The sequence below is a fragment of the Tepidibacter hydrothermalis genome (genome assembly GCF_029542625.1).
Classification (GTDB): Bacteria; Bacillota; Clostridia; order Peptostreptococcales; family Peptostreptococcaceae; genus Tepidibacter_A; species Tepidibacter_A hydrothermalis.
Genome location: NZ_CP120733.1, coordinates 693,290 through 715,630, shown reverse-complemented (window position 1 = coordinate 715,630; position 22,341 = coordinate 693,290). Strand labels below are relative to the sequence as shown.

Genomic DNA, 22,341 nt, shown 5'->3' with positions numbered 1-22,341 from the left:
ATTTAAAACCTAGATTCTATAAAACTCGATTTAGGTGTTTAAGAAGTTTTAATATATTTAATAAGACTAAATCCTAGTTCTATTAAAATATTGATTAATTAGCGGTATTTTAATATCTATCATTTTCGATATAGGCACAAATTTTTTCTAAACAAAAAAGCCTGTGAAATCACAGGCTAAATTAACTTATATGAACAGCAGTTTTATCAGGTATATAATCATATATCCACTTTGCATCCTCAACACTAAGTCTTATACATCCATGTGATAAAGATTTTCCAAGTCTTGAATCGACAACTCTTGTTCCTTTTGAATTAAATAATATTGAATGAAAATAATAATTTCCGTAGAAATTGACCTTGTATTTAGCTCTTACCTTTCCGCTGTATGAAATTAGCCATGGCGCCCTACTCTTGACACTAAAATCTCCCTTAATAGTCGGTGTAGAGTCTTTACCATCCGTACAAACCATCTTCTTTTCAAGTTGCCACTCTTTAGATTTACCTTTAAATATATATACCATATTTTTAGCAGTATCCACCCATATAAGTCTATCAGTTTGACTAGTCAATTTCTTAGTCTCATTTACATAAGCTTGTACATTTTCTATCTCTATTTCTTCTGCTGTTTTTACCTTAGTAGGCTCTACTTCTACCTTCGGAGTCTCTATTTTTATTTTATCTACCACACTTACCTTTTGTGATTCACAAGTTACAATATTTCCCTCTACATCTTTGATACTAACCCCTACATAATAAATACCTTCAGATGTAACAGGATATTCAAACATATTACTTTCACTATAATCTTTTGTATAAATAACACATGAATCCTTTAATATGCTCCACTTATACTGCATATTGCTTCCTTCACATAAAACCTTGAATTTTAGTAAATTCCCTGTAAACTCTGTCTGCTTTTCAGTAACAATTTGAGCATTTGTAATAGGCTGTCCATAAGATATTGAAGACAAAAAAAATATAAATACCAATAAATACAATAAGCATGATTTGAATTTAATCATTCCATTTCTCCCCTTCGTGAAAAAAATCTATATTGTAAATATATGACATTTATATTTTTTTATAACTAATATATTTTTTATCCGAAAGCTAAGAGTTCTAAATCTCCATCCTCTTAAGGCTGGAGATAAGAACTCTACAGCTTCTGGATTGGTTCAACTAGAAATTCAGTTGGAGTAAAAACTCCATCTGAATTAAGTTTCACTTTATATCTATCTTTTAGTTCTTTTGTTTTTACCAAACTTATTGCCTTTTCTCTTAAAATCAGTTCCTTTTTTATGAAATTCTTTTTTCTTAGGCTTAGATGCTTTTTTCACCTCTACAAAAGAATTGTCACTACCATCTTTTTCATATCTTTGCTTTTGTATTTTCATCTCTATTCCTTGCTCTATATCAGTAAGTAGATTTTGATCTTTAGGAGCAACGAAAGTAATAGCAACTCCATCTTTACCAGCACGACCAGTTCTTCCTATACGATGTATATAGCTCTCAGCATCTTCTGGTATATCATAATTAAATACATAACTCATACCATCTATATCAAGGCCTCTAGCAGCTATATCAGTTGCTACTAAAAACTGTAATTTAAGATCTCTAAACTTCTTCATTACTCTTTGACGCTTAGGTTGACTTAAATCACCATGAAGTTCATCTGAGTCATATCCTCTTTCATTTAAAGCTTCATTAAGAATTTGAGCACGACGTTTTGTACGGCAGAATATTATAGCCATAAAAGGCTTATGCTCATCTATTGCATGACAAAGTGCATCTTGCTTTAATCTATCAGTAGTTTCAATAACTATCTGTTGTATTTCATCTAAAGTTACCTTTTGACTTTCAACCTTAATAAATTCAGGTTTTCTCATATATTTTCCTGATAAAGATTTTACTTTCTTAGTTAAAGTAGCTGAGAAAAATAATGTTTGTCTTCCCTTGTTGCTGTTATTTATTATTTCTTCAATCTCATGTATGAATCCCATATCTAGTATTTGATCAGCCTCATCAAGTACAAGAGTTTTTAAGTTCTTAAAGTTTATAGTCTTTCTTCTAAGATGATCTGCTAATCTTCCAGGAGTACCTATTACTAAATGAATACCTCCCTTTAGCTTGTTGATTTGCTTCTCAACATCTTGTCCACCGTAAGCAGCAAGTATATTAATATTCTTTGCCTCTTGTAATTTCTTAGCTTCATTTGTAATCTGAATAGCAAGTTCTCTTGTAGGAGTAACTATTAACCCCTGTACTGTACCTTTATTAGAATCAATCTTTTCTAACATAGGAAGTAAAAATGCTAACGTCTTACCCGTTCCCGTTTGTGCTTGAGCCATAACATCTTTGCTTTTTAATATTACAGGTATAGTTTGAGCTTGAATAGGTGTAGGCTCAGTTATTCTATTTTTTTGCAATACATCTTGTAACTCTTTACTTATTCCAATATTTGAAAATTTCATAATAAATATCATTCCTCTTTTAATTTATATTTAAATTCTTTAATTTACGTTAATCTCCCAATTTTCATATAGGGTTTATGAATTACATTTCAAAGTATTTCATCTTATCACCGATATCAAATGAATCCAATTTAATGTAATCATAAACCCTATATATGTTTTCAATGCCAAAGTTTATTTTAACACAAATTCACCTAGTTTATAAACATTTATCTACATTAAACCAAAACTTAACTCCATTTTCGACATTTAAAACACCATATTCATTATTGTGGATTTCTTGAATAGCCCTAACTATAGATAACCCAAGACCATATCCTCCATACTCTCTAGTTCTTGCCTTATCTGCTTTATAAAAACTCGTCCATATCTTATCTATATCATACTTTGATATAGATTTTCCTGAATTGAATACAGATATTCCAATATTATCATTATTATCATATACGCTTATTTTTATAATATTATTATCATCCACATGATCTATTGCATTGTTAATAAAATTCACTAAAATCTGTTCTATTCTGATATTGTCTGCAAAAACATTTCCCATATACTTTTTATCAACTTTTAAATCTATATTCTTTTTATCAAATATGTTTTTGTACTTAATAATAGTTTGATCTAACAAATCGCATATGTTGAATTTTGTTTTTTCCAATTTAAAATATCCAGATTCTATCTGAGAAAGGTTCAAAAGATCTTTAACTAATATATCCATCTTTTTAGCCTCATCTATTATTACATCGCAGTAAAACTCCTTGTCCTCTTCATTGTCCATAACATTTTCCTTTAGTCCTTCTGAATATCCTTGTATTAAAGATATCGGCGTTTTGAGTTCGTGTGAAACACTTGATATGAACTCTTTTCTCATATTATCTATCTTTTTCTTTCTTTCTATATCCTCTTCAAGCTTTTGATTTTCTTGATGAAGACCTGATATAGCCTTATCTAGTTCACTAGATAGATAATTTATATTATTTGCAAGCTGACCAAGCTCATCATCTGTATCTACTATACATTTTTCAGAAAAATTGAGATTTGCCATATTCTTAGTTATATCATTTAAATATAGTACAGGCCTAGTGAATTTTTTAGAAAATGCTAAAGCCCATATCATTCCTATTACTATAGCTAATAATCCTGTAAATAGCATAAATCTATTAGCTATACTAGCACTTTCAGATATAGCTGGCATAGGAATTTTAAGTATCAATATATCTTTATTTTTTAAGGTAGTTCTAAGAGCTAAAAAATCAATATTTAGTCTTTTATCCGATTCTAATGTAAATACATTTCTTTTGTTACTGTTCGTTATTCCATTTGAATAAATAGGACCAAATGCCCTTTTTGCATACATTCCAACTGATGTATACTTAACATGTCTATTGGGACTTATTATTATTATACTTGCACCTGTCGTATTTTTAATAACTTCAAGGTCTATGTATATATCATCTATATGCCCTGTATATATAGAATCGATATCTTTACTTGCATTTATTAATATGTTTTTCTTTTGCTTTATATAGTATTTTTCTAGCAAAGTAGAATTAAGTCCCCATAAAAGAACTACAAATATAACAACTATACTAGTTATACCTACAAATAGTTTTGTCTTTATAGATTTTTTCATTATTTGTCAACCTCAAATCTATATCCTATACCTCTTACCGTATGAATTAAATCACTTTGATTTTCAAGCTTTATTCTAAGTCTGTTTATATGAGTATCGACAGTTCTAAGCTCACCAAAATAATCATACCCCCATACATTATTAAGTATTTGCTCTCTACTGAGCGCCGTTCCTTTATTATTTATCATATATAACAATAGTTCATATTCTTTAGGACTTAAATCTATTGACTCATCTTCTATATATACTCCCTTAGCATTATCATCAATTTTTAATTTTCCAAATACTTGAATATCTTCTTTCTCTTCTTTACTCCTTCTAAAAAGTGCATTTACCCTTGCTACCAGTATTTTAGGACTAAATGGTTTTTTTACATATTCATCGGCTCCCATTTCAAATCCAAACAATTCATCGAACTCTTCACTTCTAGCGGTTAACATTATTATAGGTACACTAGATTTTTTTCTTATTTTCCTACAGACTATCCAGCCATCATATTTTGGCATCATAACATCTAATATTACTAAATCTATATCCTTTTCTTCTTCAAATAAATCAATAGCTTCTTCACCATCATTAGCTTCTATTATAGAATATCCTTCTTTCTTTAAAAAATCAGATACTAACTTTCTCATACGCTTCTCATCATCAGCTATTAATATCTTTTTTGTACTCATTATACCCTCCCATAAAGTGAAATTTAATTCACATAAAGTTTTTACTCCATATGAATTTCTAGTTGCGTAAGTGCCCTAGGGGTAAACTAATCCAGAAGCTGTTAAGTTCTCATCTTCTACCTTAAGATGATAGAGTTTTAGAACTTTTAACTTTCCGATAAATATATCTTTAATATAAATTATAACCTATATGACTAATTATTAATATATTTCTATCCAAGCTATTTTCTTAATTATTTGTGCAATTATTTAATTTACATACATACAATTAATATAAAAAATTCGTCTACTCGCTAACGCGGTGACTCATATCGCCAACGATCCTTACAGGCTCCGTTGCTCAAAAATAGTTGCAAGTATAGTTCTTTTATCAGTGTTATCCAAACGTTGTAAATCATATAATTTTCTATACGGAAATTATATAAAGGAGGAATAATATGAAAAATAACTCATATATCAAAATAGCAAGCATTTATGTAGGTACGATAATAGGTGCAGGTTTTGCTTCTGGGCAAGAAATTATGAACTTTTTCGGAAAGTTTGGAGTAAATGGTCTAATAGGTATAATAATCGCAACAACTTTATTCTGTTTAATAGGAAGTATAATCCTAGTAACTGCTCATACAAATAATATCTCAACTTACAACAAGCTGTTAGAAAGAATATTTGGAAAAAGTATAAGTAAGGTAATAGATTTTTTAATCATACTATTTTTAATAGCTGGTTATTGTATAATGCTGGCAGGAAGTGGTGCTATATTTTATGAGCAATACAATATAGATCCTAATATAGGTATTCTATTTATGGCAATAGCTACATTTATAACATTTATATTCAGCATAAAAGGTTTATCAACCGTGAACACTATCGTAGTTCCGTTCTTGTTAATTGCAATAGTATATATAGGATCTAGTGTTATTTTACATGAAGGTATAAACCTAAGTTCCTTAAGTGCTATTAACCCAAATCCTAATTACAAATTCATAATATCATCTGTTACTTACGTTGGATACAATATGATACCCGCTTTAGTAATACTAACATCCGTCGGTTCTTTAGTTGATAGTAAACAAACTGCTATCAAAGGAGGTTTGCTTGGTGGATTATTCCTTGGAATACTAGCTTTATTCATACTAACACCATCACTTATACTTTACAATGATGTATCTACCTTAGAACTTCCAATGTTAAATATATCAAGTTATTCAGATTACAGGGGAAAATATTTATATTCTATAATACTTTGGTTTGCAATGTTTACAACTGCAATAGGGAATGGATTTGGAATTCTAACTAGAATAAAACCTATGTTTAATATAGGGCAAAAAAAACTATGCTTTTTATTTTGTTTAATATCAATATTCTTAGCTAAATTCGGATTTTCAAATTTGATAATGATTCTATACCCTTTATTTGGATATATAAGTTTTTTGATAATAATCTGTGCTTTTTTAAAGTTTGTATTTAGGGGTGGTATAGCAAAGTGATTTTATTTGGATAATCAAAAAATATGCCTATAAAAATACAACTCATACTATATATATAAGATTCCTTAACATTTTCATAGCCATATTTTTTAGGTTTAGTTACTATCATCAAACATAGTTGTAGCCCAATGTAAAATAAAAAAATCTTTATTAAACCCATTAAAAGTATAAGAACTACACTTACAAAACAAAGGGTATTAAAATATTAGCGAATGATTTAAATATATTTGTATAAAACTCGTATTACATTGGTTGAATATCCGTTAAGAAAGTTGGTTGTTTGACCAACGGGAGTTTAGAACTTTTAGGATATTCAATAAGATGTAATACTTAGTTTTATTAAATATATTTAATACATAAGCGGTATTTTGATACCCTTTGTTTTAGGATTAAGCATATGTACTTCCTTACTTTTTATTCAATAACTAATCTCTATAAATTATGTTTCTGAAATATCCACTTCTTCATCTATCTTTTGTTTTTTCTTCATATTAAGTATAACTATAGACCCTATAACCATAACCATACCTATTGTCTGAGGAATTTCAAGTCCTTCATTAAATACAAAGTATGCTACAATTGCAGCCACAACCAATTCTAATGATACTATTATGCTGCAAACGCTTGCCTCAACGTACTCAACTGCCTTCACATAAGATCCATTAGCTATTATAGTATTAAATATCCCTATTACTATAATATTTTTTATTATAAAATACATATCATTTGAATTTTTAAATATATTTACAGTATTTTTAAAATCAACAAAAAGTATTAAAAATAAACTTGCAAATAAAAATGAATATGATAATAAACAATCTTTATCGTATTTTTCACCAACTACTTTAACAAGTATTCCTTGAAGTGCAAATGTAAATCCAGATATAAGCCCAAATACTACTCCTTTTAAACTAAGTGAAAAGTTACCAAATTCATATCCCTTTGATATCATAAAACATCCAAATAAGTTTAATATTATCGCTACTACTTTGTTTTTATTTATATCTTCCTTAAATAAAAAATGAGATAAAATTACTACCCAAATGGGACATGTAAACATCAGTACAGTGGCTATAGATACAGAAACATAGTTTATGGATATATTGTACGATATGAATGTTAATGCAAATGCAAATATTCCATAAATTATAAAAAATATTATTCCATTTGAATCAACCTTTAAACTATTTGGTTTTTTCTTTAAACAATATCCAAAATAGAATATTGCAGCAATTGTTGTTCTAAAAAAAGAAATAGCAAATGGATCAAAATTTAAATTTCCTAAGTTTCTAGTGGGAACACCCATATACCCCCAAAATACAGCTGCTATAATGACTAGTATAAACCCTTTTTTCTTATTTTTTGTTATAGTGTCCATATTACCCCGCCTCAAATTATATATTTATGCATTATGATTATAACACCATTAAGGTATTTTGTGGAAATTTTTTTAAAATTAAATATAATAGCCTATGCAATTTATTTAAACTTAAATTGCATAGGCTATTACATTAATTCTATATTTTCCCAAAATATCATTATAAATACTGCTTATCTATTTCTTCTAAATTTAATTTTGAACCTGCTTGTTTATCTATTACAAATATAACATCTGGATGAAGCTGAAGTACAGATGCTGGCAGATTAGGTGTTATATTACCGTATATTGCTTCATATATACATTCTGCTTTTTCTTTTCCACTAGCTAATAGTACTATTTTTTTAGCTCTCATAATAGTCTTAATTCCCATGCTTATAGCTGTTGTTGGAACTTCATCTATTGAATCAAAAAATCTGGAGTTGTCTTTTATAGTTTGTTCATCTAACTTTACCATATGAGTTAATGCCTCGAATTTAATATCTGGTTCGTTAAAACCTATATGTCCATTCCTTCCTATCCCTAATACTTGAATATCTACTCCACCTTTATCTCTTATCTTTTTTTCATATTCTAGGCATTCTTCATCTATATTATCAGCCATACCATTTGGTATATTGATATTTTCCATATTTATATTTACCTTTTCAAATAAATTTTTTTTCATATAGTAATAATAACTTTGTTTATTTGTTTTATCTATATTAAAATATTCATCTAAATTAAATGTAGTTATTTTTTCAAAATCTATATGTCCATCTTCATAAGCTTTCACAAGCTGCTTATACATACCTATTGGAGTTGACCCAGTAGCTAGTCCTAACACACTTTCTGGATTTAGTATTATTTGACTTACAACTATATCAGCAGATTTTTTGCTCATATCATCGTAATCATTAACACATATAATTTTCATCTATATCACCTCATATAAAGTATCTCTATTTATCCAAAAGCTAAAAGCTCTAAAACTCAATTTGAATTAAGTTTCACTTTATTATTTCTAATTTTTTATCTAATATTATTGATTATACCCTTTTTATACTTACTATTTTATCCAAAAGCTAAGAGTTCTATGTCATTCCTATTAATGCTGGAGATAATAATTCTACAATTTCTGAATTAAGTTTCACTTTAAGATAAAATCGTATTTTCTTAGAAAGATCGGCTGTAATCTGATTGTTTTATATGAAAAATAAAGAACCTCAAACAGAAATATTAAATTAATATGATGCATATTTTCTTCAAAAAAAACCCAGACTAGTTTATATATACTATTTTTAGATGGGGGTTTTTTATGAAAAAATTATTATTTATAACTTTACTTTGTTTTACATTACTGTTTCTTACAAATTTTAAATCAATAGATAATTCTATAAATGTTTCTAATATGCCTATAAAAACATCATACAGCGAATATAACACTCTAAACTTTATACTAAACAATATGTCAAACTCAAAACTTGGAATATATACAAATTACTTAGATTCAAAAGACATAAATATAGATAAGGCTACTGGTAAAGATATACTTTCAGAATCACAAGGACTTTTACTATTATATTTTTTGAATAAAGATGATAAACCCAATTTCGATAAAGCTTTAAAATTTACTATCAAAAATTTATCTCTAAAAAATTCTACATTTTCTTGGAGAATAAGAGAACTTGAATTTAAAGATAACTCTAACTGTTTAGTAAATGATTTGAGAATATTAAAAGCATTAATTCTTGCTGATGAAAAATGGGACGATAAATATTACTCTAAAAAAATAAAAAAAGTATCTGAAGGTTTGTTAAAATACAACACAAAAAACGATATATGCTTTGATTTTTACGATACAAAAAATAAAACTAATTCCAAATACAATACAATTTCACATATAGATTTATACACCTTAAAAAAACTATCATCTCTAGATAAGAGATGGGAAAAAATATATGAAAGTTCTAAAAATATAGTGCTAAACTCTCAAATACCTAATACAAGTTTTTATCAATACAGATATAATATTTCAAATAAAAAATACATAAATCAAAAAAATATAGATTTAACTCAAAATTTATATACATTAATACATCTAGCAGAAGTAGATTTAGTATCTTTAAAAGATGTAAATTGGATATACGAGGAATTCAAAAAAAACAATAAACTATACTCCCATTATTCTTTTGATTTAAGCCCTGAATCTAATATAGAATCTACAGCTATATATTCACTTGCCTCTAGATTATTCTATTTGATTGACGAACCAGAAAAATCTAAAGAATTATTGAATAAATGCAATGACTTTAAAGTATCAAGTAAAGATTCACCCTTATATGGAAGTTTTGCAAACGAACAAACAGAAGAAGTATATTCATTTGATAATCTTCAATATTTATTATCTATATCTTTACTAGATATTTAAAACTTTTAATTGTAAACTTTTTTGAAAGCAGTATCAAAAATTTTATAATCCCTTAGTATGTAAAAAAGATACACCCTAGATTGAATTTTAAAATATCAATTTAGGATGTATCCTTTTTAGTGTTCTCATTTTATAGTACTATATCTTTTATATTTAATAAGACTTTTTAAATTCTCTATCTAAATTAACTTCGCTAATATTTATATTTTTTATAGAATCATTAATTCCCTCTTTTACAGAAATTTGTCCATATTTCTCTACTTCTATTTTATCCTTAGCTGTTCTGTTGAGTACTCCTGCTCCTCCTATGCAACCTCCACTACATGCCATTCCTTCTATAAAGTTTGCATTCAATTTATTTATGTTAGCCATTTTTAAAGCTTTATCGCACTCTTTTATTCCATCACAAACTATTGGATTAAAATCAACCTCTAATTCTCCTTCTTTAATTACTTGCTTTACAGCTTCTACTAAACCTCCAGTTTTAGCAAATATTCTTCCATAAAAAGAAGCATCTTCTAAAATGTTTTCTTCACTCTCATTAACATCTATATTAACAGCATCTAACATAACCTCTAATTCTTCAAATGTAAGAACATAATCTGTACTTCCCTTTACGTCCTCCTGCATAATTTCCATTTTTTTAGCAGTACACGGTCCTATAAAGATCACCTTAGCATTACTATCTTCATTTTTTATAATTCTCGACATTGCAATCATCGGAGAAACTGAATTCGAAATTTTATCTACAACATTTGGATAATTTTTAGTAATATATGAAACAAACGCAGGACAGCATGAACTAGTCATTAATCCGTTTTCATCAATAGTATGGGTAAATTCTTTTCCTTCATGCAAAGCTATAATGTCTGCTCCAAGAGCTGCTTCTACAACATAATCAAAACCTAATTTTTTTATTGAATTAAATACTTTCCCAATTCCAACACCTTTAAATTGACTTGCAATAGCTGGTGCAACAACAGCATACACATTTATATTTTCTTCTTTTGATTTTTTTAGTAAATTAATAACATCTACTATAAATGACTTATCCATTATCGCTCCAAAAGGGCATTTGTAAATACATGCACCACACTGTATACATTTATCGTTATCAATAACTGCTTTTTTATTTTCATCAATAGATAATGCATTAGCACCACAAGACCTTCTACAAGGTCTCATTACATCCGAAATTGCATTATAAGGACATGCATTCTTACATTTTCCACACTCAATACACTTATTGTTATCTATATACGCTCTATGTTCAACATGATAAATAGCCCCTACAGGACATACATCTGAACATTTGTGAGCAAGACACCCTCTACACGATTCAGTAACTGTAAATCTATTTACAGGACATGCATCACACGCACTACTTATAACTTCAATAATATTTTTATTTTTCTTATTTCCACCCATTGCAAGTTTTACTCTTTCTTTTACTATTTCTCTCTCTTTATAAACACAGCACCTGGTTATTGCTTTAGGTCCTGGAGCTATTTTTTTTGGAATAGTTTTATATTCTTTCTCTAAATTTCCTTCCATAGCAAGTGTTGCTACTTCTTTTAGTATGTCATGTTTTATTACCTGAACTTGGCTTTCAAATTTTCTCATATTACTCCCCCTTTTACTATGTATAAACATGGATTATTAAAGTATAATTATGTATTATTAATACATAATTATACTTTAATCTACATATTATTTCAATTTTTTATAAAAGTTTGAGATTGTTCAAAAAAAATAAAAGGTGTAATATTTAAAATGGTACCTATAGATTGGACACATAAAAAAGAGTGTCTAGTTTATAGGTACTTTTTTGTGTATAATTATCATTGAATATGGAGGCCTTTAGTATGAGTAAAATTACATTTTCAAAAGACAATATTGAAAGATTAAATAAGAACCCTTATGTAAAGCGCGTTAGCGAGAAGTCAATAACATACTCTGACGAGTTTAAAATAATGTTTATTGAGGAGTATTTAAGAGGAAGCACACCACGAACTATTTTCATTGATGCTGGATTTGACGTTGAAATACTTGGTGTCAAGCGCTATGAACAGGCGGCAGCCAGATGGATAAAAGCGTACAAGAAAGATGGAATTATAGGATTAAGTGATACTAGAAGAGTGAATTCAGGCAGACCAAGTAATGCTCCAGTTTCAAAGGACGATATTATTAGCAAACAAGAAGCTAAAATAAAACTGCTTGAGGAACAATTAGAATTGCTAAAAAAGCTCGACGTGACAGAAAGGAGGCTGGTAAACAACTGCGTAAATCTAACAAATAATGAAGTATATGAGTTAATTTTAAAGACTGTGTCTAAAAAAGATTATTCAGGCACAGTTTCTTATTGCTGCTCAATTTTAGGGGTTTCACGTTCAGGTTATTATCATTATTTAAAGACAGCACCTTCTAGAACTATAAGGGAGAATGAAGATTTAAAAGCTAGAGATATTATATTAAAGGCTTATAATTATAGAGGTTATAAGAAAGGTTCTAGATCAATTAAAATGACACTAGAAAATGAGTTTGGTATTATATACAGTAGAAAAAAAATCCAAAGGATTATGCGAAAATACAGTATAGTATGTCCTATAAGAAAAGCCAATCCGTATAGAAGAATAGCCAAAGCGACAAAAGAACATAGAGTAGTACCTAATCTGCTACAGAGAAATTTCAAACAGGGTATTCCTGGCAAGGTGCTACTTACTGATATCACATACATCCCTTACGGGATAAATAAAATGGCATATTTATCAGCTATCAAAGATAGCTCTAGTAACGATATTCTAGCATATCATGTATCTGATCGAATTACTTTAGATATAGCTACAATTACAATTAAAAAATTAGTTAATACACATAAAGCTGATTTACATGATGAAGCTTTTATCCATTCTGACCAAGGGGTCCACTATACAAGCCCTAAATTCCAAAAATTACTAAAAAGCCATAATCTAGGACAATCCATGTCTAGACGTGGTAACTGCTGGGATAATGCACCTCAAGAATCCTTCTTTGGTCATATGAAGGATGAAGTAGATTTCAAAACATGTTCTACACTTGAAGAAGTAATTAATAAAGTTGATAATTACATGGATTACTATAATAATTATAGATGTCAATGGGGATTAAAAAAGATGACTCCTAAACAATTTAGAAATCATCTTTTGAATGCAGCTTAACCCTTTTTTTATAATGTCCTTGACAAAGGGTCCATTTTAATTAATATTACACCTTTTATTTTAAAAATATATTTCTATTTATTTAATCTTTTTTCTAATTCTTCTTTTTCTTTTTCATATCCAGGCTTTCCTAAAAGTGCAAACATGTTTCTTTTATAAGCTTCAACTCCTGGCTGATCAAAAGGATTAACACCTAATATATATCCACTTACAGCACAAGCTTTCTCAAAGAAGTATACTAAGTATCCATAGTTGTACTCATCAAGCTTAGGTATGTTTATCACTAAGTTAGGAACATTTCCATCAACATGAGCAAGTACAGTTCCTTCAAAAGCCTTCTTATTTACAAAATCTATAGTCTTTCCTGATAAGTAATTAAGTCCATCTAAATCCTTATCATCTTCTTTTATAGTAGCTTCTCTTTTTGGAGTTTCTACATTAAATACTGTCTCAAATAAATCTCGTCTTCCATCTTGTACATATTGTCCCATAGAATGTAGGTCAGTTGAAAAGTCAACTGAAGCTGGGAATATACCCTTTTGATCTTTTCCTTCACTTTCTCCATAAAGCTGCTTCCACCATTCACCAATAAAGTGAAGTGCTGGTTCATAATTTACCATAAGCTCTATATTTTTTCCTTTTCTGTGAAGAACATTTCTAACAGCAGCATATTGGTAGCAATTATTATCTGCTAAGTTTTCATTGTCATAGTCAACACTAGCCTCATTTGCACCTTTCATGATTTCGTCTATATTAATTCCAGCTGTAGCTATTGGTAAAAGTCCTACTGCTGTTAATACAGAAAAACGCCCACCAACATCATCTGGAATTACGAAAGTTTCATATCCTTCATTTTGTGCAAGTTGTCTTAATGCTCCTTTTTTAGCATCAGTTGTTGCAAATATTCTCTTTTTAGCTTCTTCTTTTCCATATTTATTTTCTAAGTATTCTTTCATTATTCTAAAACTTATAGCAGGCTCTGTTGTAGTTCCAGATTTTGATATAACATTTACAGATATATCTTTATCCTTTATAACATCCATCAAATCCATTATATATGTAGAGCTTATATTATTACCCATAAAGTATATTTCAGGATATTCTCTATCTTTCTTCGTTAAGTTATTTCTAAAAGAATGACCTAACATCTCTATAGCAGCTCTAGCCCCTAAATAAGATCCACCTATTCCTATTACTATTAATACATCTGAATTTTCTTTTATTCTATTTGCTGCCTTCTTTATTCTATCAAATTCTTCTTTATCGTAATTCTTAGGAAGGTCTACCCATCCTAAAAAGTCATTTCCAGGTCCTTTTTTACTGTGTAATAAATCATGAGCCATTTTTATACTAGGCTGCATAAAATCAATTTCTTCTTGTCTTACAAAGTCAAGTGCATTATTATAACCAAAACTTATTTTGTTCATATTGATACTCCCTTCATAAATAATAATTCAAATTACATTATAATTATATATTAAATTCACAAAAATTTCTAATATAATTTATATTTTTTATTTTATTTTTTTGTATTAATACCATATATATCTAGTCTTCTGTGTTTTAAAAGAGGCAATTCTGTCCTTACCTTCTCTAAATAGTTTAAATCTATATCACAATACAATATATCTTCATTCTCATCTAATTGCCCTATAATTTCTCCAAATGGATTGCAAACACTACTGTGACCGTAAGCTAAATATGTCTCATCATAATTTCTTGCTGGGCTTGCTGCAGCAAAATATATTTGATTATCTACAGACCTATTTCTTATTATAATATCCCAGTGAGCAGGTCCTGTAACATTATTAAAAGCAGCTGGAACTATTACGAGCTTAACATCATTTTGAACCATAATCCTAAATATTTCAGGAAATCTCATATCATAGCATATAGCAACCCCTACTTTACAGTACTCTGTATCAAACATAGTTATGTTTTGTCCATAAGAGAATGTATCTGATTCCTTCATATACACTCCATCCTTTATGTCTATATCAAATAAATGCATTTTTCTATGTTTAGTTATAATATTTCCGTCTTTGCCTATAACATATGCTGTATTGTAATATTTATCTCCATCTTTCTCAGGAATAGATCCTGCCACAATATACACATTGTATTTTTTAGCAATTTCTGCTATAGCTTTAAGTGTAATACTTCCTTCTTCTTCTTCGGCATATTCTTTAAATACATCATTTCTATAAGGACAGATAAACATCTCCCCTAAGGAAATAATATTTGCACCATTAACAGCTGCCTCTTCTATAAATTCTAAAGCTTTTTTTAAATTATAAACCTTATCATCCTTTACCATAGTCTGACATAAAGCAATTTTGAAGTTTTTACACATATAAACTCCCCCTTATTTTTAACTATAAAGCATTTATTATGTATATAATTAATTATAATATAAAAAACCCCGTTATTAATAACGAGGTCTTAATTTATCTTAATGTTGTTTTACAGTTTGAGCATCTATTACAGCTCTTGCTATATTAGACGAGTGATCTCCTATTCTTTCCATGTTACTTATCATCTCCAAGAACATTATACCACTTTCTGGATTACATAAGCTTTTATTCAATCTATATATATGTGTTGTTCTGCATGTTTTTTCCATTATATCTATTTGTTCTTCCATCTTTATTACTTTAAAAGCTAAATCTATATCATTAGTTTTCATACATTTTAATGAACTTTTATAAACTTCCATAACCTTATCAAACATAGTTCTAAGCTCTTCTAAAGCTTCTTTTGAAAAAGGTATGTCCTTTTCTATTCCATCAACAACTAATTCTGCAATATTGTCTGCATGATCTCCTACTCTTTCAATATCATTTACAGTATTAAATAGGCCGTCTACTATCTCTCTATTTTCTCCAGATATTGCTTTATTAGATAATTTAATTAAGTAATCTATAATTTCTCTTTGTAGCGCATTTATCTTTTTCTCTTTTTTAAATGTTTTTTTAGCTTCTTCTTTTGACCAGTTAAAAAATCCATCCATAGCGTTTTCTAAAGATTTTTTAGTTATATTCCCCATATGTAAACACTCTCTTATAGTATTTGCAAGTGCTATAGAAGGCGTTTCTAGTATTCTACTATCTAAATACTTAGTTACTCTACCATTATTTTCATCTTCCGTTTCAGGTAACAATTTCATAGCTAATTTAACTATAAGTGGAGCAAATGGGAATAAAATTACAACATTTACAATGTTGAATAATGTATGTACATTTGCTATTTGTCTTGTTACATCAGTTTGATTCATTTTAGTTACAAGTGCGATTGTCGGCTTACTTAATATAATTGCGAATATTAGTGTACCTAATACATTAAAAGTTAAGTGTACAATAGCTGCTCTTTTAGCATTTCTTGTTGCTCCTATACTAGATAAAATAGCAGTTACACACGTTCCTATATTTTGTCCATATAATATTGGAAGTGCAGATGACAATGGTAATAATCCTTCTGATGATAGTGCCAATAATATACCCATAGCAGCACTACTACTTTGAAGTATAACAGTCATAGCAAATCCCATAAAAATTCCTAAAAATGTGTTACTTCCAAATCCAACTAACATTTCTCTAAAAGCAGGAAACTCTCTTAGAGGCTTCACAGCGTCCTTCATAAAGTCCATACCTATAAACAATATACCAAAACCTATTAATATTTCAGCTAATTGCTTACTTTTTTCTTTTGATGCAAATAAATATATTACCATACCTATACCAACTGCAGCAGGTGCTAATTGTGTTAGTTCAAATGATACAAGCTGTGCTGTCACAGTAGTACCTATATTTGCCCCCATTATAACACCTATAGCTTGACTTAATTGCATTATGCCAGCATTAACAAATCCAACTACCATAACAGTAGTTGCACTACTACTTTGGATAATAGCGGTAACAAATACACCAACTAGTACTCCCATAAATCTGTTACTAGTTAACATCTCTATTATTTTCTTTAACTTCTCTCCAGCTGCTTTTTGAAGACCCTCTCCCATTAAATTCATTCCATACAAAAATAAACCTAATCCACCAAGTATACCTAGCGCTATATTTATAGCCATTATTAGTCCTCCTTGAATTTGTAATCTGTGTTTTTTACTGTCTAATTGTATCAAATTTTGATAGGAGAAATGTTAAATTAATGTTAAAAATATTAATTTTATATTAAAAATGTTAAGTTTATATTAACTTTTTTTGATATTTGCTTATTATACTCTCCGCTGCTTTTATTCCATCAACTGCAGCAGATACTATTCCTCCAGCATATCCAGCCCCTTCTCCAACAGGATAAAGTCCGCATACATTCACAGATTCAAAGTTTTGTTCATCTCTTACTATTCTTATAGGAGATGATGATCTCGTTTCGACGCCTGTAAGTACAGCATCATTTAGTGCAAATCCATCTAGTTTTTTGTCAAGATTCTGCAAACCTTCTTTCATTGCTTCAACTACAAAATCAGGAAGACACTTTCTTAGATCAGTAAGAGTATATCCTGGCTTATAAGAAGGCTCTACACTCTTTATCTCAGTAGATTCTCTATCATTTAAAAAATCACCTACTAATTGAACTGGTGCCTTATAATTTTTTCCTCCTAATTCAAATGCAAGCCTTTCATATTTTTGTTGAAAGTAAACTCCTTCTAGCGGATGATCACTTCCAAAATCTTCAGGAGCTACATTTACTAAAAGAGCACTATTTGCATTTTCCTTATTTCTTGAATGTTCACTCATTCCATTTGTAACAAGCTCTCCCTTAGATGATGATGATGCTATAACACTTCCTCCAGGACACATACAAAATGTATATGTAGTTCTCCCTTTCTCCGTATGATAAATAAGTCTATAATCTGCTGCTCCAAGTCTTGGATGATCATAAAATTCTTTATACTGAGATTTATTTATCATTAACTGAGGATGTTCAATTCTTGCACCTATAGCAAATGGCTTTTGAATTATTTTTACATTTTTATTATTCAAGACCTCATAAGTATCTCTAGCACTATGTCCTATTGCTAGTATACTTATGCTAGTATCTATTATATATTCATCATTTACCTTAACACCAACTATTGATTTGTCTTCAACTATAATATCTGTAACTTTTGAATTGAATCTAACCTCTCCACCAAGTTCTATTATTCTTTGTCTCATATTTTTTACAACTTCTTTTAATATATCAGTTCCAACATGAGGTTTATGAGAGTATAGTATTTCATCTGGCGCTCCTGATGTAACTAGTTCCTCAAGAACCTTTCTACATCTTAGATCTTTTATTCTAGTAGTAAGTTTACCATCTGAAAAAGTACCCGCTCCACCTTCTCCAAATTGAACGTTAGAGTCTTCATTTATTTTTCCTGTGTTCCAAAATAAATTTACATCTTCAGTTCTTTTATCAACATCCATTCCTCTTTCTAAAACTATAGGATTATAACCTCTTTGAGCAAGTATTAGTGCAGCAAACAATCCAGCAGGTCCCATTCCTATTATAACTGGTCTTTCCTTTAGTTCTTCATTTCCCATTTTTACATCTTTATATTTTAATTCTGGACTTAATCTCACATCATTGCTCTTTATCTTTTTTAATATGCTATTTTCTTTTTTAACTTTCACATCTACTGTGTATATAAAGTTTATTTTTCCTCTTTTTCTAGCATCTATTGATTCTTTAAATATTGTATATTCTATTAATTCTTCTTCCCTGATTCTTAGTTTTTTTAATATTTTCTTTTTAATATTTTTTATATCCTCATCTATATCCATCTTTATATTCGATATTCTTATCATATTCATTATCCTTTCTCATGTGGGTTTATTATTTGAAATTTTCCAAATTGAAAGTCCTATTTATAAATACCATCCATATATTTATAAATAGGACTTTCAATTTTTATATTTAAATATATCATGCCTTCGTTCATTTCATGATAATATACTATCCTTCTTCAATTTAACATAATTATCTAATAAAATATCCAATTCCTGACTTAAATCTATTATTTCTTTATTAACAAGTTTAAAATTGTTATTTTCTATCAATTTATTCAGTCTTTCTCTCATTACTTCTATATTCATCTGTAAATCATTCATTTTTTCCATAGAACCCCGCCCCCCCTTTATAAATTTACACCATGATGAAGTAAAAATCAACAACATTCATTTTATTTATTTAGACTGAAAATTACATTTATAGACGATTCTTTTATGTTTATTAAAGGAATTTCTTGTATTATGAACTTTTTTATCTTTTCTTCGATATGCTGATGCGATATTTTTACATTTTCACATAAGTTTTCAACGACAGCATATCCTACTGTTTCGTCAATACCTTTGTTCTTATACACAGGATTTATATTTAATTGTATAAATTTAAGATCACATATAAATTTTTCTTCATTTCCCAATTCTATTACATCATCATACTCAAATATTTTGTACTCATATATATTTTCATAAGGTTGTATTTCTTCTATTCCTATAAAATCCATTTTATTCGATCCTCCTTAATTATAAAATGTTATATGTATTATATCATATAATATTATTTGCAAATAATTAAAAAGTCATGTTATTATTTTCTAATAATAACACGACTTTTATTTTATATTTATTTTATTTTAAATTCCTCTATATTGCTAGTTAAATCATCAATACTAGAATTAAGGTTTTTGGCTAAACTATTCAATTTTTCTGTATCTATTACTTGTTGCTCTGCATATGCAGACACTTGTTGAGTAGATGCTGCCGTTTCTTCAGTTACATATGCTATTCGTTCCATAGAGTCTACAAATTCTACCTTGCTTATATTTATATTATTCAACATTTCTTTTATATTGATAGTTTTTTCTATCATCTCACAAGTAATATAGTCTATATCCTTAAATAGTTTTTCTGTTTTTTCTACAACTTCATTCTGCTCATCAATAATATAAGATGCATCATTCATAATCTTACTTGTCTCATTAGTCTGTATCTGAATATTATTTACTATTTCTGCAATTTCTTTTACTTGTTGTGTAGTAGCTTCTGATAATTTTCTAACCTCATCAGCTACAACTGCAAATCCTCTACCATGTTCTCCTGCTCTAGCAGCCTCTATAGTTGCATTCAACGCTAATAAATTTGTCTGTTCTGCTATTTGTGTTATAGTTTCACTTATATTATTTATTTGCATAGATTTTGACAGTTGCTCTTTAAACTGATGTTCAATACTTTTTACTATATTTAATGTATCTATATTTTTGTTTTTTAATAAAACTATAGTCTGAATACCCATTTCATTGAAATTTTTTACTTTATCAGAATCAGCAGCCATATCTTCAGCAATATTAGATGTTTTACCTATAAAATCACCAAGTTCCTTAATCTTTGCTAGTGATCCCTCTGTTTCACTAGCTTGAGAAGTTGCTCCTCTTGCTATTTCATCTATAGCTTGAGCTACTTCATTTACAGAAATTGCAGTTGTTGAAGATATATCTACCAAATCTGTAGATATACTATGTGTACTCTTTGACATATGTTCAACATTTATTATTAAATTTTTTATTTTTTCTATCATATTATTAAGACCTTTAGATATTAACTGTATTTCAGTCTTTGTATTCAATTTATTTTTTATAGTAAAATTCCCTTTTCCAACTTCATTCATAGTCTCTACTATTTTATTTATCGGTTTAGTTATTCCAAACGATATATATATACTTATTATAATAGATACTATGGTTGTTAATATCCCTACTATTAAAGATATTTGATAAATAGAATGAGTTTCGCTTTCCATTATTTGTTTATCAAATACATTTATTATCTGCCATCCTATTGTATCATTGTTATAAAACGTTATGTATTTTTCTCCTTTAAGCATTTCTTTATCATCTTTTGATTCATACTCTATACTTCCCTTTTTACCCTCATATATTTTACTGCCCCATGGTGTTTCCTTTAAATCAAATCCAATTTTAGACTCATCTTTATAAAATGCTACTTTACCTTCATGATCTCCTATTATAATATCTGTTCCCTTTCCTAAATCTATAGCTTTTGTCAACTCTCCTATGCTATCAAGTAATATATCTACTGCCAAAACTCCTTTTACATTCTTATTATCATCATATAATTTCACTGATAATGTTATTACATTTTTGCTTGTAACAGCATCTACATAAGTTTTTGACCACACAGGGTTATCAGTAGACATAGCATCTATATACCATCCTCTTTTAGTAGGATCAAAACCTTCTGGTAACTCAACATCAGGATAAGTCTTCATGACTTTGTCAGGTCTCCCTATATAGACCATCAATATATCTTTATTATTTCGGCTAAACTCTTCAAATAATTCTAATACATCCTCATCAGAAGTTCTTTTAACTGCCTGATTAAGACCTTGAAATATCTTATACTTATTTTCTATTTCTAAGTTTAGATTACCATTCAATTGTCTTATAGAAGTCTCACTCTTACTTAACTCACTTTGAGTTATTATTTGAGCTGCTTTATCATATGAAAAATATCCAACTAACATCATCGGAAGTAATATTAATAATACAGAAACAGAAATCAACCTTACACTTATCTTATTCAAGTTCATTTACCTCTCCCCCCTTTAATTAATATAATTATACCATTTTTGTTTATTTTTGAATATTCTGTTATTTTTGCATATAAAAAAAGAGGACTAACCTCTTTTAGTAGTTAGTCCTCTTATAAATTTCATATTATCAAATAATTTTTCTACAAAGCTTTCTGCTTCTTCGTTATCTAATAAGAATATTTCAGTATTAGATTCTAAATCTTTTCCTTTTAAATCACAGTATTCTTTAGCCTTTTCAAGTAAAGCTTTTTTGTCTTCTTGTGATAGAGTATAATCCTTAAAATCTACTATTATGTATTCTTTTATTTTTTCATTTTCACCTTCATAAAAGCCTATTTCCATGTGATATATCATCCCAAATAAGTTTTCAAATGTTTCTTCTCCTCTATAAATAGGTACAGCAGGGTTTGATTTTATATAACTAGTTGAAACAGCTATTTCTTTTCCTAAAGTCAGACTCATTATTATCCCTC

Annotated in this window: 18 protein-coding genes; 3 read left to right on the top strand and 15 right to left on the bottom strand. The window is 28.6% G+C overall.

Annotated features, from left to right (window positions below; genetic code table 11):
- Positions 1–181: 181 nt before the first annotated feature.
- The 4 genes from P4S50_RS03035 to P4S50_RS03020 form a co-directional block, all read right to left on the bottom strand.
- Positions 182–1,024 carry a L,D-transpeptidase gene (locus P4S50_RS03035; protein ID WP_277733029.1) on the bottom strand — a complete coding sequence of 281 codons (843 nt, stop codon included), beginning with the start codon at positions 1,022–1,024 and terminating at the stop codon, positions 182–184.
- 210 nt (positions 1,025–1,234) lie between these two features.
- Positions 1,235–2,473: a DEAD/DEAH box helicase gene (locus P4S50_RS03030; protein ID WP_331489689.1), complete on the bottom strand. Its 1,239-nt coding sequence runs from the start codon at positions 2,471–2,473 to the stop codon at positions 1,235–1,237.
- Between the two features lie 199 nt (positions 2,474–2,672).
- Positions 2,673–4,109: a HAMP domain-containing sensor histidine kinase gene (locus P4S50_RS03025; protein WP_277733028.1), complete on the bottom strand. Its 1,437-nt coding sequence runs from the start codon at positions 4,107–4,109 to the stop codon at positions 2,673–2,675.
- Positions 4,109–4,786, bottom strand: a complete 678-nt coding sequence (locus P4S50_RS03020) for a response regulator transcription factor (protein ID WP_277733027.1) — start codon at positions 4,784–4,786, stop codon at positions 4,109–4,111. Before P4S50_RS03020 ends, P4S50_RS03025 begins: the two co-directional genes overlap by 1 nt.
- Positions 4,787–5,223: 437 nt before the next feature.
- On the opposite strand from P4S50_RS03020, the gene P4S50_RS03015 reads away from it, so the two are divergent.
- Positions 5,224–6,273, top strand: coding sequence for a YkvI family membrane protein (locus tag P4S50_RS03015; protein ID WP_277733026.1), 1,050 nt, complete (start codon positions 5,224–5,226; stop codon positions 6,271–6,273).
- 439 nt (positions 6,274–6,712) lie between these two features.
- On the opposite strand, the gene P4S50_RS03010 is transcribed toward P4S50_RS03015, so the two are convergent.
- Together P4S50_RS03010 and nagB are read right to left on the bottom strand one after the other, a co-directional pair.
- Positions 6,713–7,651 carry a DMT family transporter gene (locus P4S50_RS03010; protein WP_277733025.1) on the bottom strand — a complete coding sequence of 313 codons (939 nt, stop codon included), beginning with the start codon at positions 7,649–7,651 and terminating at the stop codon, positions 6,713–6,715.
- Positions 7,652–7,811: 160 nt separating this feature from the next.
- Complete coding sequence (gene nagB, locus P4S50_RS03005; RefSeq protein WP_277733024.1) at positions 7,812–8,567, bottom strand: glucosamine-6-phosphate deaminase; 756 nt, start codon at positions 8,565–8,567, stop codon at positions 7,812–7,814.
- A gap of 381 nt (positions 8,568–8,948) precedes the next feature.
- Between nagB and P4S50_RS03000 the strand changes: the two genes are divergently transcribed.
- Complete coding sequence (locus P4S50_RS03000) at positions 8,949–10,061, top strand: glycosyl hydrolase family 8 (protein ID WP_277733023.1); 1,113 nt, start codon at positions 8,949–8,951, stop codon at positions 10,059–10,061.
- Positions 10,062–10,214: 153 nt separating this feature from the next.
- Here P4S50_RS03000 and P4S50_RS02995 read toward each other — a convergent pair whose 3' ends face one another.
- The gene (locus tag P4S50_RS02995; protein ID WP_277733022.1) at positions 10,215–11,684 is read right to left on the bottom strand and encodes a 4Fe-4S dicluster domain-containing protein; all 1,470 of its coding nucleotides are present in this window, start codon (positions 11,682–11,684) and stop codon (positions 10,215–10,217) included.
- 242 nt (positions 11,685–11,926) lie between these two features.
- On the opposite strand from P4S50_RS02995, the gene P4S50_RS02990 reads away from it, so the two are divergent.
- Positions 11,927–13,258 carry an IS3 family transposase gene (locus P4S50_RS02990; RefSeq protein WP_277730718.1) on the top strand — a complete coding sequence of 444 codons (1,332 nt, stop codon included), beginning with the start codon at positions 11,927–11,929 and terminating at the stop codon, positions 13,256–13,258.
- Positions 13,259–13,332: 74 nt separating this feature from the next.
- Here the strand turns inward: P4S50_RS02990 and P4S50_RS02985 are convergent, their stop codons facing one another.
- The 8 genes from P4S50_RS02985 to P4S50_RS02950 all read right to left on the bottom strand — a co-directional run bounded on the left by P4S50_RS02985 (position 13,333) and on the right by P4S50_RS02950 (position 22,330).
- The gene (locus P4S50_RS02985) at positions 13,333–14,685 is read right to left on the bottom strand and encodes a glucose-6-phosphate isomerase (RefSeq protein ID WP_277733021.1); all 1,353 of its coding nucleotides are present in this window, start codon (positions 14,683–14,685) and stop codon (positions 13,333–13,335) included.
- A gap of 92 nt (positions 14,686–14,777) precedes the next feature.
- Positions 14,778–15,611: a carbon-nitrogen hydrolase family protein gene (locus P4S50_RS02980; RefSeq protein WP_277733020.1), complete on the bottom strand. Its 834-nt coding sequence runs from the start codon at positions 15,609–15,611 to the stop codon at positions 14,778–14,780.
- A gap of 99 nt (positions 15,612–15,710) precedes the next feature.
- Complete coding sequence (locus P4S50_RS02975; protein WP_277733019.1) at positions 15,711–17,339, bottom strand: Na/Pi cotransporter family protein; 1,629 nt, start codon at positions 17,337–17,339, stop codon at positions 15,711–15,713.
- Positions 17,340–17,457: 118 nt separating this feature from the next.
- Positions 17,458–19,062, bottom strand: a complete 1,605-nt coding sequence (locus tag P4S50_RS02970) for an NAD(P)/FAD-dependent oxidoreductase (RefSeq protein WP_277733018.1) — start codon at positions 19,060–19,062, stop codon at positions 17,458–17,460.
- Positions 19,063–19,197: 135 nt separating this feature from the next.
- Complete coding sequence (locus P4S50_RS02965) at positions 19,198–19,374, bottom strand: aspartyl-phosphate phosphatase Spo0E family protein (protein ID WP_277733017.1); 177 nt, start codon at positions 19,372–19,374, stop codon at positions 19,198–19,200.
- A gap of 62 nt (positions 19,375–19,436) precedes the next feature.
- Positions 19,437–19,763: a hypothetical protein gene (locus P4S50_RS02960; protein WP_277733016.1), complete on the bottom strand. Its 327-nt coding sequence runs from the start codon at positions 19,761–19,763 to the stop codon at positions 19,437–19,439.
- 119 nt (positions 19,764–19,882) lie between these two features.
- Positions 19,883–21,865: a methyl-accepting chemotaxis protein gene (locus P4S50_RS02955; RefSeq protein WP_277733015.1), complete on the bottom strand. Its 1,983-nt coding sequence runs from the start codon at positions 21,863–21,865 to the stop codon at positions 19,883–19,885.
- Positions 21,866–21,952: 87 nt separating this feature from the next.
- Positions 21,953–22,330, bottom strand: a complete 378-nt coding sequence (locus tag P4S50_RS02950) for a hypothetical protein (protein ID WP_277733014.1) — start codon at positions 22,328–22,330, stop codon at positions 21,953–21,955.
- Between the last annotated feature and the right edge of the window lie 11 nt (positions 22,331–22,341).